Origin of the sequence: Streptomyces colwelliae (genome assembly GCF_048158785.1) — a bacterium.
Taxonomy (GTDB): domain Bacteria; phylum Actinomycetota; class Actinomycetes; order Streptomycetales; family Streptomycetaceae; genus Streptomyces.
In genome coordinates, this window is sequence record NZ_JBLTJC010000218.1 from 1 (window position 1) to 17,431 (window position 17,431).

The following is a 17,431-nucleotide window of genomic DNA, read 5'->3' on the forward strand; positions in this document are numbered from 1 at the left end:
GCCGTGGCGCTGGCCGCCCGCGAGATCAGCGGTCTCGACGTGTACCGCACCGTCGTCCCCTTCCACACCCGCGCCAAGTCCCACTGGGCCGACTCGGTCGGCTGGTACGTGGGCGGCGCCCCGATCGCGGCGGCCGCGGCCGCGCTCACGCCTCATCTGACGCCCGGTCCGATCCACGGCGACGCGCTGCCGCGCAATGTGCATGTCGGGCCGGACGGGCCGGTGCTGGTCGATCTGGAGACCTTCTCCGCCGACCTGCGCGAGCACGACCTGGTGGTGATGGCCCTGTCCCGCGACCGGTATGCCTTCCCGGCCCGGGCGTACGACTCGTTCACCGAGGCGTACGGGTGGGATGTGCGGGAGTGGGCGGGCTGCGGGGTGCTCCGCGGTGCTCGGGAGACGGCTAGCTGTGCGTGGGTTGCGCAGCATGCGCCGAGCAATCCCGAGGCGCTCGTCGAGTTCAGGCGGCGGGTGGCGTCTTTGCGGGACGGGGACGAGACGGTGCGGTGGTTTCCGTTCTGAGCGCCTATTGATCCGGGCCGATAGGTATTCGGGCGGCTGACGGTCGTCTGTGGCTGGTCGCGCCCACGCGGCGGAGCCGCACATCGATACAGCCCCGCGCCCCTTTGGGGCGCTTCCGGCGCCCCGGGTTCAGACCGTCTCATCCTCCAGCTCGCGCAGCGGCCACGTGCCGTCGATCACCGCGTCCTGGTCGCCCTTGCGGCGCAGGAAGTTCTGGAAGTCCGCCGCCCATTCCGCGTACCACTCGATCTGGCGGCGGTGCAGGTCCGCCGGGCCGAGGGCCGCGACCTTGGGGTGGCGGTCGGCTATCGCGCCGGCCAGTCGGGCGGCGGCGAGGGCGTCGGCCGAGGCGTCGTGCGCGGAGTCGAGGACCACGCCGTACTCCTGGCAGACCGCTTCGAGATTGCGCTTGCCGCGGCGGTAGCGGTCCACGGAGCGGTCGATCGTGTACGGGTCGATGACCGGTGCGGGGTCGATGCCGCCCAGGCGGTCGCGCAGGGACGGCAGTCCGTGCCGGCGCAGCTCGGCGGAGAGCAGGGTGAGGTCGAAGGCCGCGTTGTAGGCGACTACGGGGACGCCCGACTTCCAGTACGTCACGAGGACGTCCGCGATCGACTCGGCGACCTGGTCGGCCGGGCGGCCCTCGGCGGTGGCCCGTTCGTTCGTGATGCCGTGTACCGCGACGGCGTCCGCCGGGATCTCCACGCCCGGATCGGCCAGCCACTCCCTGCGGCCCATCGGCCGTCCGCCCCTGACCTCGATGACCGCGCCCGTGACGATGCGCGCCTCGCGCGGCTCGGTCCCCGTCGTCTCCAGGTCGAAGCCGATGAGCAGCTCCTGGTGCCAGGCCATGACGGCCCCCCTTCTCGGTGGTGCTTTCCCCCAGTGGTCTCCACGATCGCATGAGCCACTGACAATCCGATGACCGCGTTCCGCTTACCGCCGGAGCGGGCCTCGGTCCCGGCCTGGGACAGGTCAGGACACCGGTCGCGAATCCGCCCACATCTGCTCGAACTCATCGCGGTAGGTGGGGAAAAGTGCGCTGTCATCCATTTCGTCGGACTTGACCAGTCGGCTGCCGTTCCGCAGCACCAGCACCGGCGCCTCCATGCCGCGGCTCCGGCGCAGATAGGACTGCACGACGGCTATGCCGTCCGAACCGTCGCCGTCGACGAGGTACGCCGTGAAGCGGGGCGTCTCGTCGAAGACCTGGATCTCGAAGGCCGCCGGGTCGCGCAGCCGGGACCGCACCCGTCGCATGTGCAGGATGTTCATCTCGACGGCGCGACTCAACTCGCCCCGCTTGATGCCGAGTTCGCGCTCGCGCCGCTTCACCGCGCTGGAGGCGGGGTTGAGGAACAGCAGCCGTACCCGGCAGCCCGACTCGGCGAGCCGGACCAGCCGGCGGCCGGAGAAGTTCTGCACGAGCAGGTTGAGGCCGATGCCGATGGCGTCGACCCGGCGGGCCCCGCCGAAGATGTCCTCGGCCGGGAACTGCCGCATCAGCCGCACCCGGTCGGGGTGTACGGCGACCACGTCCGCGAACCGGTCGCCGATCAGCTCCTCGACCGCGTCGACGGGCAGCCGGCGCGCCGAGGGCACGTCGCTGCCGGCGCCGAGGGTCTCCAGGAGTTTCGCGGAGGCCCGCTCGGCCTGGTTGAGGACAGCCTCGGACAGGGCGCGGTTGCGGGAGACGACGTTGCGGGTCACTTCCAGTTCGTCCAGGGCGAGTTCGACGTCCCGGCGCTCGTCGAAGTACGGCTCGAAGCAGGGCCAGTGCTGCACCATCAGCTCGCGCAGCTGCGGCAACGTCAGGAAACTGAGGACGTTGTCGTCGGCCGGGTCGAGCAAGTAGCCCTTCCGGCGGCTGACTTCGCGTACGGCGACCGCGCGCTGCACCCACTCCTGGCCGGCCGGACCGGCCGCGGCGACCACCCACTCGTCGCCGTGGACGGGTTCGTAGATGGGACGCAGTACGGCGGCCACGACGGCGCGCAGCCGCTGCTCGACCAGGTTCAGCCAGATGTAGGCGCGGCCGGCTCGCTGGGCGCGCGTACGCACCTCGCGCCAGGCGTCGGCGTCCCAGTCCAGCTCCGGACCGATGGATCCAGCCGCGTCCATCGGACGTGCCAGGGACACCGCGCCGGGCGGGACTTCTGCGGAGTTCCCCTCGTGACCCTCGTCACCAGGGGGCAACTCCAGCCCTCCCGAGCCCACCCGTGCACCGCCTTCCGCTCCCCCGAGCTCTCCCCAGTCTCAACGATCAAGGAAGGGTACTCCGGGACCGGTCGGCGGTGCAGCCGGATGGACAGGGTCGTTTCTCAACTTCCGCCGTTCACATTGCCGTTCTGGTTCGCGAGCGCGGGCGGAGTGAGCGGATTCATAGCGGTGACGTCGCGCGGGGCGATGGAGAATCCCTGCCAGTGGACCGGCATCGGCTGCTGGTCCTCGTCACGGGCGATGTGGTGGAAGCCGACGTTCACCCAGACCACGGGGTGTGTGAGGGTCTGTCCGTTGACCCACTTGTCGACCTGCTTCGGGTGCCCCGCACCGCAGTTGGGCAGGTTGTCGCTGGCGAACTGCTCGCACTTGTTGTACTCGGTGAAGTACACGTCGTGCGTGGTGAAGCTGCGGCCCGGGTACTTGGTGGTGGTGCCGGGGACTATCTCGTAGGACCGGGCGTGGTTGTCCTTGTTCTTGCCGGTCGCGCTGACGACGCGCCACCAGCGCATGTTCTTGGCGTCGCCCGCGAGTTCCTTGGTCACCTTGGTCAACGTGGTCTTGTTCGTGGGGGTGTTGGCGCCGCGCGGGGTGACCTTGGAGTCGTACTGCTCGACGCGTCCCTTGGAGGAGCCGTCGAGGGCGAAGTCCAACTTCCAGAAGACGTCGTGCTGGTGGCTCGTCGCGTACGCCTTGGCGCCCTTGCCGAGCGGCCAGCCGCGGCCGTCGCCCGCGTCGTAGTCGTAGGGCGAAAGGCTGCCGGTGGCACCGACGTTCATGTTGATGGTGCCGTCGTCCTGGAAGCGCCACTCGGTGATGTACTCGTACCAGCCGACCTGGTTGACCGTGTAGACGAGGAAGTCCTTGCCCTGGGTCTGGAAGACCTTGTTGGCGCTGTCGCCCTGCATCCGGAAGGCGTGGCCGCGCGAACGGGTCGTCGTACAGAGGCCCTTGACGTTCGGGTGGGCCGGGTCCTGGGCGTCGGGGACCTTGACGGTCTTGATGGTGCCGCCGGGGCACTCGCCGGGCTGCATGTTCATCAGGCCCGTGCCGAAGCCGTACTGGGTGAGGTCGCTGTACTCGTTCTTGCCGTCGTCGTACGGGACATGGATCTGGGCGAGCTTCGCGTCGGCGAGCACCTTGATGGGCGTGGCCTGGCCGGGCGGCTGGTAGGAGATGTTCTCCAGGACGAGGCCGGCCTCGCGCTCGTAGTGCCAGCACATCCGCCAGGTGGTGCCGGTGGAGAGCTTCTGCTCGATGGTGTAGGCGGCGCTGCAACCGGGTGCGGCGGCGGCCGGGGCGGCCTTCGGCTGAGCGACGGCCGGTCCCGCGCCGGCCGTGGCACCGGCGGCCAGGGTGGCGAGCGCGAGCCCGACGGCCCCCCGCCTGCGGGCACGGCTGATTCTGTTGACGCGCATGAAGAAGTGACTCCCTTACAGGAGAAGCAAGTTGGGACAGTGGACGGAGAACTGCGCGGTGGGCGCGGTCGGTTCAGCCGGTGAGCTTGCCGACCTTGCGGGCGCTCAGGTCGATGACGAAGTTACGGGCGTCGATCCACGGCCCGTTCTTGACCTTCGGGAACAGCCGCACGCAGCGGTGGTCTCCGCACTGGTCGAGGACGCCCGACTGCGCCCCCGGAGCGGCCTTGTAGATCATGGCGGTCAGCAACAGCTGGTCGGGCGAGGTGAGTTCGTTGCCGGTGGCGTCCTTGTAGTCGGCCTTCAGGCCCGCGCCGAGCGGGCTGGCGAGCAGCAGCTCGGCCGCCTCGACGTCCTCGGCGTGGCTCGCCGGCGGCTGCACTCCGTGCTGGGTGCCGGTCTGCTCGACCTTGCCGGTGTCGAGGTTGACGGTCTTGGTGACGACCGTGTCGTCCTTGTAGTCGTAGAACGTCACGTCCGCGCGGCGGGGTGCGTCCGGGTTGTCCAGCTCGCCGGTGTCGGGGGCGGCGAGTTCCACGTCGAGGCGCTGCGGTCCGCGCTTCCCGTCCACGTTTTCACTGGAGTTGAACAGTTGCTGATTGACCGCGATCCGCTCGACGCGCTTCATCTCGTCGTCGGTGAGCGGGTCGCGGCCCTTGCCCTTCTCGCCCTCGGCGGGGGCCTGTTGCACGACACCGGGTGCCGCGCCCTGCCCGTCCGCCGCCTGCTGCTGGGCGGACCCGGCCGCCTTTCCGGTGCCGCCCGACTCGTCGGCCCCCGCCGTGCCCGGCAGGGTGACGGCGACCATCACGGCGGTCCCGGCCACCGCTATGGCCGTACCCGCCACCACTTTGCCCAGGTGGCGGTGCACTGTCCTTCGCACTTTTCCCCCTACTCCCCCTGGGTCCTTCCCCGGACCGCCGGGAGTGGTGTGTGTCCCGCTTGGTTCGGGATACGGCATACGTCGTATCCACTGGTCATTTGGTAAGAGGGACGTAAGTCATAGGTGGTTCCCTCACTTTCGGGGAGACTCATGGCCAAGGCGCCCCGGTGGCGGGGCCCGGCTGAAAGAGTCGTGACCATGCAGGTCTGGCCTGGAGAGGCGTATCCACTCGGTGCCACGTACGACGGCGCCGGCACCAACTTCGCGGTCTTCACGGAGGCCGCGGACAGAGTAGAGCTGTGTCTGCTGCACGACGACGGCTCGGAGACCGCGGTGGAACTGCGGGAGAGCGACGCGTTCGTGCGGCACGCGTACGTGCCCGGCATCATGCCCGGACAGCGCTACGGCTTCCGCGCGCACGGCCCGTACGCCCCCGAGCGCGGCCAGCGGTGCAACTCCGCGAAGCTGCTGCTCGACCCGTACGCGAAGGCGGTCAGCGGATCGATCGCCTGGGGCGAGGAGGTGTACGGCTACCACTTCGACGCGCCCGACAAGCGCAACGACCTGGACTCGGCACCGCACACCATGACGTCGGTCGTGGTCAACCCGTACTTCGACTGGGGCGACGACCGGCTGCCCCGGCACGGATACCACGAGACGGTGCTCTACGAGGCCCACGTCAAGGGCCTGACGATGCAGCACCCGGGGCTGCCGGACGAGCTGCGCGGCACGTACGCGGCGCTCGCGCATCCGGCGGTCATCGAGCACCTGGTGGAGCTGGGGGTGACCGCCCTGGAGCTGATGCCGGTGCACCAGTTCGTGAACGACCACCGGCTGGTCGACATGGGGCTGAACAACTACTGGGGCTACAACACGATCGGTTTCTTCGCCCCGCACAACGCGTACGCCTCCTGGGGCGACCGCGGCCAGCAGGTCCTGGAGTTCAAGTCGGCGGTGCGGGCGCTGCACGAGGCCGGTATCGAGGTCATCCTGGACGTCGTCTACAACCACACCGCCGAGGGCAACCACCTGGGGCCGACGCTGTCCTTCAGGGGCCTCGACAACCCCTCGTACTACCGGCTGGCGGAGGACCCCCGCTACTACATGGACACCACGGGGACGGGCAACTCGCTGCTCATGCGGTCCCCGCACGTCCTCCAGCTGATCATGGACTCGCTGCGCTACTGGGTCACCGAGATGCACGTCGACGGCTTCCGCTTCGACCTCGCGGCCACCCTGGCACGGCAGTTCCACGAGGTGGACCGGCTGTCGTCGTTCTTCGACCTGGTGCAGCAGGACCCGGTGGTCTCCCAGGTGAAGCTGATCGCGGAGCCCTGGGACGTCGGTGAGGGCGGCTACCAGGTGGGCAACTTCCCGCCGCTGTGGACCGAGTGGAACGGCAAGTACCGCGACACCGTGCGGGACATGTGGCGGGGCGAGGGGCGTGCGCTCGCGGAGTTCGCGTCCCGGCTGACCGGCTCGTCCGACCTCTACCAGGACGACGGCCGTCGTCCCCTGGCGTCCATCAACTTCGTGACCTGCCACGACGGGTTCACCCTGAACGACCTGGTGTCGTACAACGACAAGTACAACCAGGCCAACGGCGAGGACAACCGGGACGGCGAGAGCCACAACCGGTCGTGGAACTGCGGCGCCGAGGGCGACACCGACGACCCGGCCGTCCTGGAGCTGCGCGCCCGTCAGATGCGCAACTTCGTCGCCACGCTGATGCTGTCCCAGGGCGTGCCGATGATCAGCCACGGGGATGAGTTCGCGCGCACCCAGAGGGGCAACAACAACGCGTACTGCCAGGACAGCGAGCTGGCCTGGGTGAAGTGGCCCGAGGGCGACGCCGAGTCGGCGGGGTTGCCGGCCTTCACGCGCGCGTTGGTGTGGCTGCGCAAGGAGCACCCCGTGTTCCGCCGTCGGCGCTTCTTCCACGGGCGGCCCGTGGAGGGCACCCACGACGAGCTGTCGGACATCGCCTGGTTCACCCCTGAGGGCAAGGAGATGGCGCAACGGGACTGGGACTCGGCGCAGGCGTCCGCGCTGTCGGTGTTCCTGAACGGCAACGCCATCTCGGAGCCCGGCCCGCGCGGGGAGCGCATCGCCGACGACTCCTTCCTGCTGATGTTCAACGCCTCTCCGGAGACGCTGGACTTCGTCGTGCCGGTCAACCACGGCCGCCAGTGGCAGGTGGTCGTCGACACGGGCCGCCCTGAGGGTGTGCCGGCGGGCACGGGCGCGAAGGTGAAGGCCGGGGACCGGCTGACCCTGGTGGACCGCAGCATGACGGTGCTGCAACGGCCGACCTAGAGCCGATCAGCGGACCGGATGCGGGGTCGATGACACGAAAGACGGCCGGGCGGGTACGTAGGTCTGCATGACACCTGAGCGACCCGACCCGGCAGTGCCCACGGCCACCTACCGGTTGCAGTTGCAGCCCGAGTTCCCGTTCGCGGCGGCGGCGTCGGCCGTGCCGTACCTGGCGTCGCTCGGCGTCTCGCACCTGCACCTGTCCCCCGTCCTGGAGTCGGTGCCGGGTTCGACGCACGGCTACGACATCGTCGACCACGCGCGCGTACGGGACGAACTCGGCGGCGAGGACGGTCTGCGGGCCCTCGCGCGCACCGCGCGGGAGCACGGTCTCGGTCTCGTGGTGGACATCGTCCCGAACCACATGGCCATGGCCCCGCGCCACAACCACGCCCTGTGGGAGGTCCTCAGGGAGGGCCCGAAGTCGCCGTACGCGCGCTGGTTCGACATCGACTGGGAGGCACAGGGCGGGCAGTTGCTGCTGCCGGTGCTGGGCGGTCCGGTCGGCGGGGAGCTGGAGCATCTGGAGGTCGACGGTGACGTCCTGCGCTACTACGACCATGTGTTCCCGCTGCGTGCGGGCACCGCGGAGCTGCCGCTGCCGCGGCTCCTGGACGCGCAGTGGTACCGCCCGGTGTGGTGGCGGCTGGCCCGCACCGAGCTCAACTACCGGCGCTTCTTCAGCATTTCGGAGCTGATCGGGGTGCGCGTCGAGGACCCGGAGGTCTTCGACGCCACGCACGCGAAGATGCTGCAACTGCTGGACGAGGGTGTCGTCGACGGGCTGCGCGTCGACCATCCCGACGGCCTCGCCGACCCCGACGACTACCTCCGGCGGCTGCACGAGGCGACCGGGGGCCGCTGGACGGTCGTGGAGAAGATCCTCGCGGACGGGGAGCACCTGCCGGCGTCCTGGCCCGTCGCGGGCACCACCGGCTACGACGCTCTCCGGCAGGTCGACGGGCTGTTCACGGATCCGGCGGGGGTGGGTGAACTCCTGGGCCAGTACCGGAGGTTCGCGGCCCCGCAGACCGACCGGGGCGGGCAGTGGGAGGCGACGGTGCGGCGGGCGGCGTACAAGGTGCTCACGCACGAACTGGTCGCCGAGATGGACCGGCTGACCCGGGTCGCGGCCCGCCTGTGCGCCACGTCCCCGGAGCCCGCGCTGCGCGACCGGGCCCCCTGGGCGCTGCGGACCGCGCTGCGGGAGCTCCTGGTCCGTATGGAGGTCTACCGGCCGTACACCTCGGGCGACACCGCCGCCGTCGTCACCGAGGAGGCGGCGGCCGAGGCGCGGCAGGCGTTCGTCGTCGCGGAGGAGGCGGGCGCCGTCGACGTCGTACGGGAGCTGCTGCTGGGCCGGTACGGGGACGGGCCCGAACAGGTCGAGTTCCGGACGCGGTTCGCGCAGACGGCGTCCGCGCTGCGGGCCAAGTCCGTGGAGGACACGGCGTTCTACCGCTATGTGCCGCTGCTGTCGGCGACCGAGGTGGGCGGGAACCCGGGGAGTCCCGCCGTGTCCCCGGAGGACTTCCACGCGTACTGCGCGCGCGTGCAGCGCGACTGGCCCGCCATGGGCACCGTGCTGTCCACCCACGACACCAAGCGCAGTGCCGACGTACGGGCCGCGCTGTCCGTGCTCACCGAGGTGCCGGGGCGCTGGGCGGACGTGCTGGCCGAGGTGACCCGCACCGGGGAGGGCGTGCCGGACGCGCAGTTGGCGTGGGCGGCCTGGCAGACGGTGTTCGGGCTCGGCCCCGCGGACGCGGAGCGCGTGCAGGAAGCCCTGTTGAAGCATGTGCGGGAGGCGGGCCTGTACACGAGCTGGACGGAGCAGGAGCCGCCGTACGAGGAGGCGGTGGCGGCGTTCGTCGCGGCGGACCCGTGCGGGGCGCCCGGCGAGCACGTGGCCGCGTTGCGCACGGCACTGGAGCCGCACATCCGGGCCAACATGCTGGGCGCCGCCCTGGTCCAGCTGACGATGCCCGGCGTACCGGACCTCTACCAGGGCACGGAAACCGAGTACCGGGCCCTGGTCGACCCCGACAACCGGCGCCCGGTGCCCTTCCCGCCCCCGCACCCCGGCGACAAGGGCGCGCTCACGGCCGCCGCGCTACGGCTGCGCGCCCGCCGCCCCGAGGCCTTCGGGGACGCGGCGACGTACGCCCCGCTGACGGCGCAGGGTCCGGCCGCGGGGCACTGTGTGGCGTTCGCGCGCTCGGGGAGTGTGGTCACGGCGGTGACCCGGCTGTCGGCGCGGCTCGCGGAGGCGGGCGGCTGGCGCGACACGGTGCTGCCGCTGCCGCCGGGGCGGTGGGCCGATGTGCTGGCTCCGGAGCGGGAATTCACGGGGCACGCACGCGTGGAGGACGTTTTCGGGGAGTTGCCGGTGGTGCTGCTGGAGCGGGTGGACGAGAGCCACTAGCGGGTGTGGACCCTGAGGATCTTGGGTGAGCGCCGGACCAGGTCCTCAGGTGCCGTCCGGGCCCCCTCTGCGCGGCGCAGGCCCGGCAGGGCGGCCAGCAGCGCCCGCAGGCCGTGTTCGGCCGTGAGGCGGGCGAGCAGGGCGTCGGAGGAGGTGTGGCGCCCGGTGCCGTGGGCGAGCGGGCCGGGGTCGGGGCGGAAGGCGTCGTAGCGGTCGGGGTCGGTGAAGCGGTCCGGGTCGCGGCCCGCGGCGCCGATGAGGCAGGCGACGGTGGCTCCGGCGGGGATCGCGCCAACGGGTGAGACTGCCCGGCGCAGCACGACGTGCAGCGGCGGATCGCGGCGCAGGGACTCCGCCCAGGCGCCGGCCGTGAGCCCGGGGCGGGCGCGGAGCACCTCCAACTGGCGTGGGTGGTCGAGGAGGTTGGCGAGGAACGACGCCAGTCCCCGTGCGGTGGTCTCGCCCGCCGCGCCGAGCAGCGTGCCCACCAGCTTCGTGACGGTCTCGTCGGTCCGCGCGGCGCACAGGACGGACAGCAGGTCACCGCCCGGGTGCGCGCGCCGCCGGGCCGTCAACGGGCGCAGGAAGGAGCCCAGTTCGGGACGGCCGCCCCCGGAGTGCCCGAGTCCCGTGCGGCACCAGCGGTGCACGCGCGCGGTCTCCTCGTACGGCAGTCCGAGCGCGGCCACGGCCGTGGCGGTGGGCAGCCAGTCGCAGAACTCGGCCACCAGGTCGGCCTCTTCACGGGCGGCCAGCCGACGGGCGAGGACATGGGCGCCGCGTTCGACGGCGGCGGTCAGGGCGGCCAGCGCGGGCCCGCGCAGCGCCCGGTCGAGGAGCTGGTCGGCCTCGGGTGCGGCCGGGATCCCGTCGCCGGGCGCGGGGACGAGCCGGGGGTCGGCGAGCGCGGCGCGGACGTCGTCGTAGCGGCTGACGAGCCAGGCGCCGAAGGGCTCGTCGTACACGAGCGGGTAGTGCGTGCGGAGGGTGCGGTAGAGCGGATACGGGTCCCGTACGGCCGTCCGCAGGCTCGGTGGCCGCGGTGGACGGGCCGGGGTTCCCGGGGTCGGCGTGACGAGCACGTCCGTGAGACACAGCACCGCCGTCCGCTCCCGTGGTCGTCGCTCCGCCGCGCGTCGTGGAGGGCACGCGGCCGGTCGTCCGCGCCATGCGCACACGCGGTGCCCCCAGCCGACCACCGCACCGCGCGGGCCGCAGCCCCCGTACGCCCGTACGGGTGAAGCAGGCGGTACGCGGTCCTACGGCGTACGCGGCCCGGCCGCACGCCGTAGGACCGTCCCGGCCACCGGCTCGCACCCGCGTACGGACCCGGGGCGCGTGTCGGACGGCGGGCGTGCGGTGACGAACGGCGACGCCGGTGTTCTCGGTGCGGGGGTACGCGCGTGTGCACGAAGGGGACGTCACCCGTAGTGGGCGGCGATGCCCGCGAGACCCTCTGGAGAACCGCGGCCCCCTGCTGGCACCAACTCCCCTACCGGCTGCCGGTAAATGCGCCTGGGCGCCCCCGGTAGCCTCCCCCATGGTCTTCTTGACAGTTCACAGAGCCCGTGGGGTACTGCCGTTGCGAAGGCCGGGGCGGACTAGTCGGGGGTGAGTCTCCTGCCGGAGTTGCGATACCCCAGTGTGACTGAATTGATCTCGTCCGCAAGGGCGTTGGCCGCGCACCGGCCCGCCCTGTGCACGCTGAGGCAGGTGGGGGTCTCCCGTGCGGGCAGGCCGCTGCATCTGCTGTCCGTGGGGCATGCCCGTCGCGCCGTACTGGTGGTCGCGGGCGCCCACGCCAACGAGCCGACCGGCGGCTCCACCCTCCTCGCTCTCGCCGAACGGGTCGTGAGGGAGCGGGAGTTGAGGTCGGACACCTCCTGGCACTTCCTGCTCTGCGCGGACCCGGACGGGGCGAGCCTGCATGTCACGCCGGCGCCGCGCAGCCTGCTCGACTACCACCTGGGCTTCTACCGTCCGGCCGGGCCCGAGCAGCCGGAGTGGTCGCCCTCGGTACTGCCGCCCGACCGGTTGCCGCCCGAGACGCGTGCCCTGCTCCGGGTGATCGACGAGCTGCGGCCCTACCTCCAGGTGACCCTGCACGGGACCGATCTGGGCGGCAGCTGGGTGCAGTTGACGAAGGACATACCGGGGCTGGCCGAGCCGTTCGCCAAGTCGGCGGCCGAGTTGCGCATCCCGGTGGAGACGGGCGCCTCGGACGCGGCGGGCTGGCCCGCTTCGGGGCCCGGGGTGCATGTGATGCCGGCGCCCGGTTCGGACGCGGCGTACCCGAGCATGCCGGACGACGCGCGGCACAGCACCTGGTACCACGCGCACCGCTACGGCGGTCTGACCGCGGTCGTGGAGGTGCCGATGTGGGCCAGCGACCTGGTGGACGACCCGGCACCGCATCCCGCCCCGGCGGCGGCGATACGGCGGCTGGCGCGGCGCCTGCTGCGGGACACGCGGGAGGTGGAGTGGGTGCTCGCCGACGCGCTGCCGCGCCTCCAGGGTGTCGACGAGCCGCTGCTGCGGGCCGCGAAGTGGGCGCTGGAACTGGTGCCCGGACTGGCCGCGGACTGGACGCACACGCCACCCGCGGACACGACGATGGCGTACGTCGGCAGTGTGGACGCGTTCGGGCGTCGGCTGCCGTTGCGGGCCGCGGCGATGCTGCTGCGGGTGCTGCGGGAGACCGACGACCGTGCGGCCCCCCTGCTCGAACACCTCGTGGCGTCCTGGAGCGACTCCTTCGCGGAACGCTTCCGGGCCCGCTGGGTGCCCCTGGAGCACCAGGTCGAGCATCAGTCCCGCACGGTCGTGGCGGCGGCGCTGCACGCGCGCGAACAGGCGGACGGATTCGGCGACGTCGCCGACGCGCGTGTCCAGCGCTCGGCCTGACGCCGTCGCTCCGCCCGCGCCTCAGGTGTCCAGCGCGAAGACCTCTCCCGTGCGCGCCGCCATGACGCACCCGTTCGAGAACGTCTCCGTGTAGTCGACCTGGCGCCCCTTCCACTCCCCGCGCGCGTGGGCGGTCACCGGCGCGTAGATCATCGGGCAGAAGACGCTCTTCGGCGGGATGGCGTCGATGTGCCCGTCCACCGCGCCCAGTTCGGCACATGCCTCGGCCGCGTGGGCGTGCCCCTGGGGCGGGTCGCACAGGAGCAGCGTCCCGCGCGTGTCGCTGGACCGGCTGTCGCCGCGGGTGACGGTGAGGTAGAGCCAGTCGCCCCGGACGCCGTGCCACGGTGCGGCCGCCTGGGCCGGTGCCTGGGCGGCGGCGAGGAGCACGAGCGCCGCGAGGAGGGCACCGTGAAGCGCGGCCGCTTTCACGATGCGCGTCTTCGGGGTGCGGGATTTCGAGGTGCGGGTCTTCGGGGTGCGGGTCTTCGGGGTGTACGGCTTGAAGGTGGTGTGCGTCATTCCCGGTGCATCGGCACCGCGGTCTCCGTACCCCAGCCCGGCTCACCCGAACGGGAGCGCACGGGCGCGTGCCGCCGGGCCAGTTCGAACGCGCTGAGCACCACGCGCGACTGGTACTCGACCTGGCGCGCGACCGGGATCCAGCGTGCCCCGCAGCCGTCGCGGTAGTCGGCGCACCACTCGTCGATCAGCCGGTCCAGCTCCGGCAGCGCACCGGCCGGATCACGCCCGGAGGCGACCACGAGCTGGTACAGCAGCCCCGCCGTCCGCAGCGCCAGTCGCCGCCCCGCGATGCGCAGGGCGGCCAGGTGGGCGGTGTTGAGCGGTGGCAACGGGCGGGCGGCGCCGGTGTCGACATCGGGATCCCACGCGTCGGCGAGCCCGGGACACACCAGTAAATAGTCGTCGACCGGCGCGAGCAGCCGTGCCGCGTCGGGCACGACGAGCGTTCGGGGGCGGGTGTCGGTGGTGTCCCGCGCGGGCGGTACCACCAGGTCGGCGGCGGGCCGCGGCCAGGCGTCCCGCAGTCCGACGCCCATCCCCTCCTCGACCCCGTCCTGCACGAACGGCCGTATCCGCGCGAGGAGTTGTTCCAGGATGCCGGTGTCGTGGCGCAGGGTGTGGCTCACCGTGCGGAGGAACGCGTCCGCGTCGGTGGGCTCTGTGCCATTCTCGACGCCGGCCACGCCCCACATCGGGGCCTCCACGACCGCGGTCACCGTGCCGTGCCGGTGGGGGTGGTACCAGGTGGAGTCGACGGCGGCCTCGGTGATGGCCGCGGCGAGGTCGCCCGGGCGCGGTGGCGGGATGCGGTAGACGGCGGGGCCGAGGCTCGGCCAGTACAGGGTGTCGTAGGGCCCGAGTTCGCGGGGGATGCCGAGGCGGGCCGCGGTGTGGGCGACGCGTCGGGCGAGGCCCGGGAGGTCGCGGGTGAGTTCCACGAAGCCGCCGCCCACGTCGACGCCGTGCAGGGAGCACTGGAGGAACGGTCTCAGTTCGTCCTGGACCTCCAACAGGGCGCGCGTCTCCGGGAGTCGGGCCCCGGCCGCGCCGTCCGGCAGCCACTCGGGCTGCTCCAGGAAGCCGGGCCGGAAGAAGTTCCGGAAGTACCGTCCGAGGCTGTACGGGCCGGGCAGCCAGCCCTCGTTGCGGCGTGAGCCGTCGGGGTCGAGGCACAGCAGCAGGTTCCAGGTGGCGTCGGCGCCCTCGCTCAGCCGGGGGTCGGCGAGGACCCGTTCGGCCAGCCGCAGCACCGTCGCGCCGCCCACGGGCTCGTTGGCGTGCGGTCCGGCGACCACGAGGGCCTGACGGCTGCCGTGGCCCACGGAGAGCAGCCACAGGGGCGTACCGGCGCGGGAGGTGCCGACGCGGCGCAGCCGGGCGTCCTCGGGGCGGCGGGCGACGAGCGCGGCGGCCTGGGCGGCCAACTCGTCCACGGACGGGTAGCGGAGGAGTGGCGGCAGGACACACCTCCACGAATGTGGTGCCGTCGGTTCACCTGATGTGCATGGTGTACGCACAGTCAGTCACGGCGCGCGGGGTACGTCAACACCGCCGTACGGAAAGGGATTTGACGCACACCCATGGTCGCCACATCGGGTAATGCCCAGGCCAGAGGTGAGGTGGGGCTGTGTTCGGCTCAGGTGACGGCGAGCCGGAACGCCATCTGTCCGAAGCCGATCTGGTCGCCCTCACGGACGACGGCCGCGCCGATCACCCGTCGGCCGTTGACCGTCGTGCCGTTGGTCGAGCCGAGGTCGCGCAGGACCCACATGCCGCCCTGGCGGCTGAGTTCGGCGTGCACCCGGGACACCGTCTCGTGGGTCAGGCGCAGCCCGTTGGCGGGGTCGCGGCCGATGCGCAGCGGATGTCCGTTGCCCGGGTGGGGCAGCAGCAGCTTGGGGAGCCGCTCGGCCTGCCAGGCCCTGCGCAGCCGTACGGTGAAGCCGGAGACGGCCTCCACGGTGCCGAACAGCAGCCGGGAGAGACGGCTCTCGGTGGGCAGGTCGGCGGTGAGCGGCACGAGTTCCTCGGACCGGCGGGCGGCGAGCGCCAGCTCCATGCGCCGGATGAACGTGTCGTGGGACAACCGCCCCATGGCGACGCCGTCGTGGAGAAGCTTGAGCGCCTTGTCGCGCTCCGCGTCGGAGATCCGCGCGGGGTACGTGTGGAACTCGAAGGACGACGTCACGCTCGTGATTGTCGGGCAGTGAACCCCGGGTGTCCAGAAGACGCGGAAACCGCCCGCACGCGCGCGAAGATGACGACACCTGCTCCAAAGGGGTGGATTCAAAAGCGGATTGATCTCGTTTGAAGCACGATGGACGGGCTACATCCCGGTGAGCAGACGAAGGGGAACCGTCCGTGCAGTTCGAGGTGTGGGCACCAGAGGCAGACCGTGTGACGCTCCATTGCGAGGGCGCCACGCGCGCGTTGGAGCGCGATCCCGAGCACGCGGGGTGGTGGAGCGGGGAGGCGGAAGCGCGCGACGGCACGCGGTACGGGTTCGCGGTGGACGACGGCCCGCCCCTGCCCGACCCGCGCTCGCGCCGGCAACCGGACGGACCGGACGGGCTGAGCGCGGTCGTCGACCACGAGCGGTACGCGTGGCGTGCCGCGTGGTCCGGGCGCCCGCTGCCCGGAGCGGTGCTCTACGAGCTGCACGTCGGCACGTACACCCCCGAGGGCACCCTGGACGCGGCCGCCGACCGGCTCGGCCATCTCGCCGAACTGGGCGTCACGCACGTCGAGTTGATGCCCCTGTGCCCGTTCCCCGGCCGCCACGGCTGGGGCTACGAGGGCGTCTCGCTGTGGGCCGTGCACGAGCCCTACGGCGGCCCCGAGGGACTCAAGCGGTTCGTCGACCGGGCCCACGAACTGGGCCTGGGTGTCGTGCTCGACGTGGTCCACAACCACCTTGGCCCGTCCGGGAACTACCTGCCCGCGTTCGGCCCCTACTTCACGGACACGCACCAGACCCCCTGGGGCAGCGCCGTGAACCTGGACGCGCCCGGCTCGGACGAGGTGCGCGCGTTCCTCCTGGGCAGCGCGCTGGCGTGGCTGCGCGAGTACTGGATCGACGGGCTGCGGCTGGACGCGGTGCACGCATTGCAGGACACGCGCGCGTGCCACTTCCTGGAGGAACTCTCCGCCGCCGTCGACACGTTGGCCGCCGACACGGGCCGGCCGCTGTTCCTGGTCGCCGAGTCCGACCTGAACGACCCGCGCGTGGTCACCTCCCGCGCGGAGGGCGGACTCGGGCTGCACGCGCAGTGGAACGACGACTTCCACCACGCCCTGCACACCGCGGTGACCGGTGAATCGCAGGGCTACTACGGGGACTTCGCGCGGGCCCCGCTCATGGCGATCGCCAAGACGCTGACCGTCGGCTACTTCCACGACGGAACCTATTCGAGCTTCCGGGACCGTCATCACGGCCGCCGGCTGGACCGCACGCGCGTGGCCGCGCACCGGCTGCTCGGCTACAGCCAGACCCACGACCAGATCGGCAACCGCGCCCAGGGGGACCGTCTTTCGGCCTCCCTGTCCCCCGGGCTGCTGGCCTGCGCCGCCGCGCTGACCCTGACCGGGCCCTTCACACCGATGCTGTTCATGGGCGAGGAGTGGGCGGCGGGCACGCCCTGGCAGTTCTTCACCGACCACACCGACCCGGACCTCGCGGAGGCCGTACGGCAGGGCAGGCGGCGGGAGTTCACGTCGCACGGCTGGGCCGCGGAGGACGTACCCGACCCCCAGGACCCGGCGACCCGCGACCGCTCCTGCCTCGACTGGTCGGAGCCGGAGAACGAACCCCACGCGCGCGTGCTGGCCTGGTACCGCCGGCTCATCGCCCTCCGGCACGAACAGCCCGACCTCACCGATCCCGACCTCACCGACACGAAGGTGGCCTACGACGAGGACGCCCGCTGGCTCGCGCTGCGCCGCGGAGACGTACGCGTCGCCGTGAACCTCGGCAAGGAACCGGCCGCGATCCCCCTGGGCACCCGCCCCGCCCAGATCCTCACCGCGTGGGAGCCCGTGGAGGCGCCGGGGGCGGACGGGTTGCTCCGGCTGCCCGGGGAGTCGTGCGTGGTGCTGGTACAGGCGTAAACGCTTGCGCAAACGATTACGGACGCCGACGCAAACGCTCGCGCAGGCGCTTGCGTAAACGATTGCGTAAGCCTTTGCGCAAGCGTTTACTCCCTTGCCCTTATATCCACC

Annotated in this window: 13 protein-coding genes; 5 read left to right on the top strand and 8 right to left on the bottom strand. The window is 71.8% G+C overall.

Annotated elements, in window-relative coordinates:
• The coding region (locus ACNFOC_RS34345; protein WP_416962948.1) for a phosphotransferase at nucleotides 1-522 on the top strand (522 nt) is incomplete at its 5' end.
• Between the two features lie 129 nt (nucleotides 523-651).
• On the opposite strand, the gene ACNFOC_RS34350 is transcribed toward ACNFOC_RS34345, so the two are convergent.
• The 4 genes from ACNFOC_RS34350 to ACNFOC_RS34365 form a co-directional block, all read right to left on the bottom strand.
• Nucleotides 652-1,374 (bottom strand): 3'-5' exonuclease, encoded by a 723-nt coding sequence (locus ACNFOC_RS34350; protein ID WP_416962949.1) that lies wholly within the window; start codon nucleotides 1,372-1,374, stop codon nucleotides 652-654.
• A gap of 123 nt (nucleotides 1,375-1,497) precedes the next feature.
• Nucleotides 1,498-2,739 (bottom strand): DUF5919 domain-containing protein, encoded by a 1,242-nt coding sequence (locus ACNFOC_RS34355; RefSeq protein ID WP_398996536.1) that lies wholly within the window; start codon nucleotides 2,737-2,739, stop codon nucleotides 1,498-1,500.
• Nucleotides 2,740-2,843: 104 nt separating this feature from the next.
• Nucleotides 2,844-4,160, bottom strand: coding sequence for a copper amine oxidase (locus ACNFOC_RS34360; RefSeq protein ID WP_416962950.1), 1,317 nt, complete (start codon nucleotides 4,158-4,160; stop codon nucleotides 2,844-2,846).
• Between the two features lie 73 nt (nucleotides 4,161-4,233).
• Nucleotides 4,234-5,043 carry a Tat pathway signal sequence domain protein gene (locus tag ACNFOC_RS34365; RefSeq protein WP_416962951.1) on the bottom strand — a complete coding sequence of 270 codons (810 nt, stop codon included), beginning with the start codon at nucleotides 5,041-5,043 and terminating at the stop codon, nucleotides 4,234-4,236.
• Between the two features lie 198 nt (nucleotides 5,044-5,241).
• Here ACNFOC_RS34365 and glgX point away from each other — a divergent pair, with 198 nt between their 5' ends.
• Both glgX and treY read left to right on the top strand, forming a co-directional pair.
• Complete coding sequence (gene glgX / locus ACNFOC_RS34370; protein ID WP_416962952.1) at nucleotides 5,242-7,359, top strand: glycogen debranching protein GlgX; 2,118 nt, start codon at nucleotides 5,242-5,244, stop codon at nucleotides 7,357-7,359.
• Between the two features lie 67 nt (nucleotides 7,360-7,426).
• A complete protein-coding gene (treY, locus tag ACNFOC_RS34375) occupies nucleotides 7,427-9,784 on the top strand; it encodes a malto-oligosyltrehalose synthase (protein WP_416962953.1) in 2,358 nt (785 codons plus the stop codon).
• Here the strand turns inward: treY and ACNFOC_RS34380 are convergent.
• Nucleotides 9,781-10,884, bottom strand: coding sequence for a cytochrome P450 family protein (locus tag ACNFOC_RS34380; RefSeq protein WP_416962954.1), 1,104 nt, complete (start codon nucleotides 10,882-10,884; stop codon nucleotides 9,781-9,783). The genes treY and ACNFOC_RS34380 overlap by 4 nt on opposite strands.
• A 511-nt stretch (nucleotides 10,885-11,395) precedes the next feature.
• Here ACNFOC_RS34380 and ACNFOC_RS34385 point away from each other — a divergent pair.
• Nucleotides 11,396-12,688 (top strand): M14 family zinc carboxypeptidase, encoded by a 1,293-nt coding sequence (locus tag ACNFOC_RS34385; protein ID WP_416962955.1) that lies wholly within the window; start codon nucleotides 11,396-11,398, stop codon nucleotides 12,686-12,688.
• A 21-nt stretch (nucleotides 12,689-12,709) separates the two neighbouring features.
• Here ACNFOC_RS34385 and ACNFOC_RS34390 read toward each other — a convergent pair whose 3' ends face one another.
• From ACNFOC_RS34390 to ACNFOC_RS34400, 3 genes are all read right to left on the bottom strand, one after another.
• A complete protein-coding gene (locus ACNFOC_RS34390) occupies nucleotides 12,710-13,210 on the bottom strand; it encodes an SSI family serine proteinase inhibitor (RefSeq protein ID WP_416962956.1) in 501 nt (166 codons plus the stop codon).
• Nucleotides 13,207-14,646: a M14 family zinc carboxypeptidase gene (locus ACNFOC_RS34395; protein WP_416962957.1), complete on the bottom strand. Its 1,440-nt coding sequence runs from the start codon at nucleotides 14,644-14,646 to the stop codon at nucleotides 13,207-13,209. The genes ACNFOC_RS34390 and ACNFOC_RS34395 overlap by 4 nt, the downstream gene beginning before the upstream one ends.
• Nucleotides 14,647-14,849: 203 nt before the next feature.
• On the bottom strand, nucleotides 14,850-15,401 hold the full coding sequence (locus tag ACNFOC_RS34400; protein ID WP_416962958.1) for an FHA domain-containing protein: 552 nt from the start codon (nucleotides 15,399-15,401) through the stop codon (nucleotides 14,850-14,852).
• Nucleotides 15,402-15,574: 173 nt separating this feature from the next.
• Between ACNFOC_RS34400 and treZ the strand changes: the two genes are divergently transcribed.
• Nucleotides 15,575-17,320, top strand: a complete 1,746-nt coding sequence (gene treZ / locus ACNFOC_RS34405) for a malto-oligosyltrehalose trehalohydrolase (protein ID WP_416962959.1) — start codon at nucleotides 15,575-15,577, stop codon at nucleotides 17,318-17,320.
• The last annotated feature ends 111 nt before the right edge of the window (nucleotides 17,321-17,431 follow it).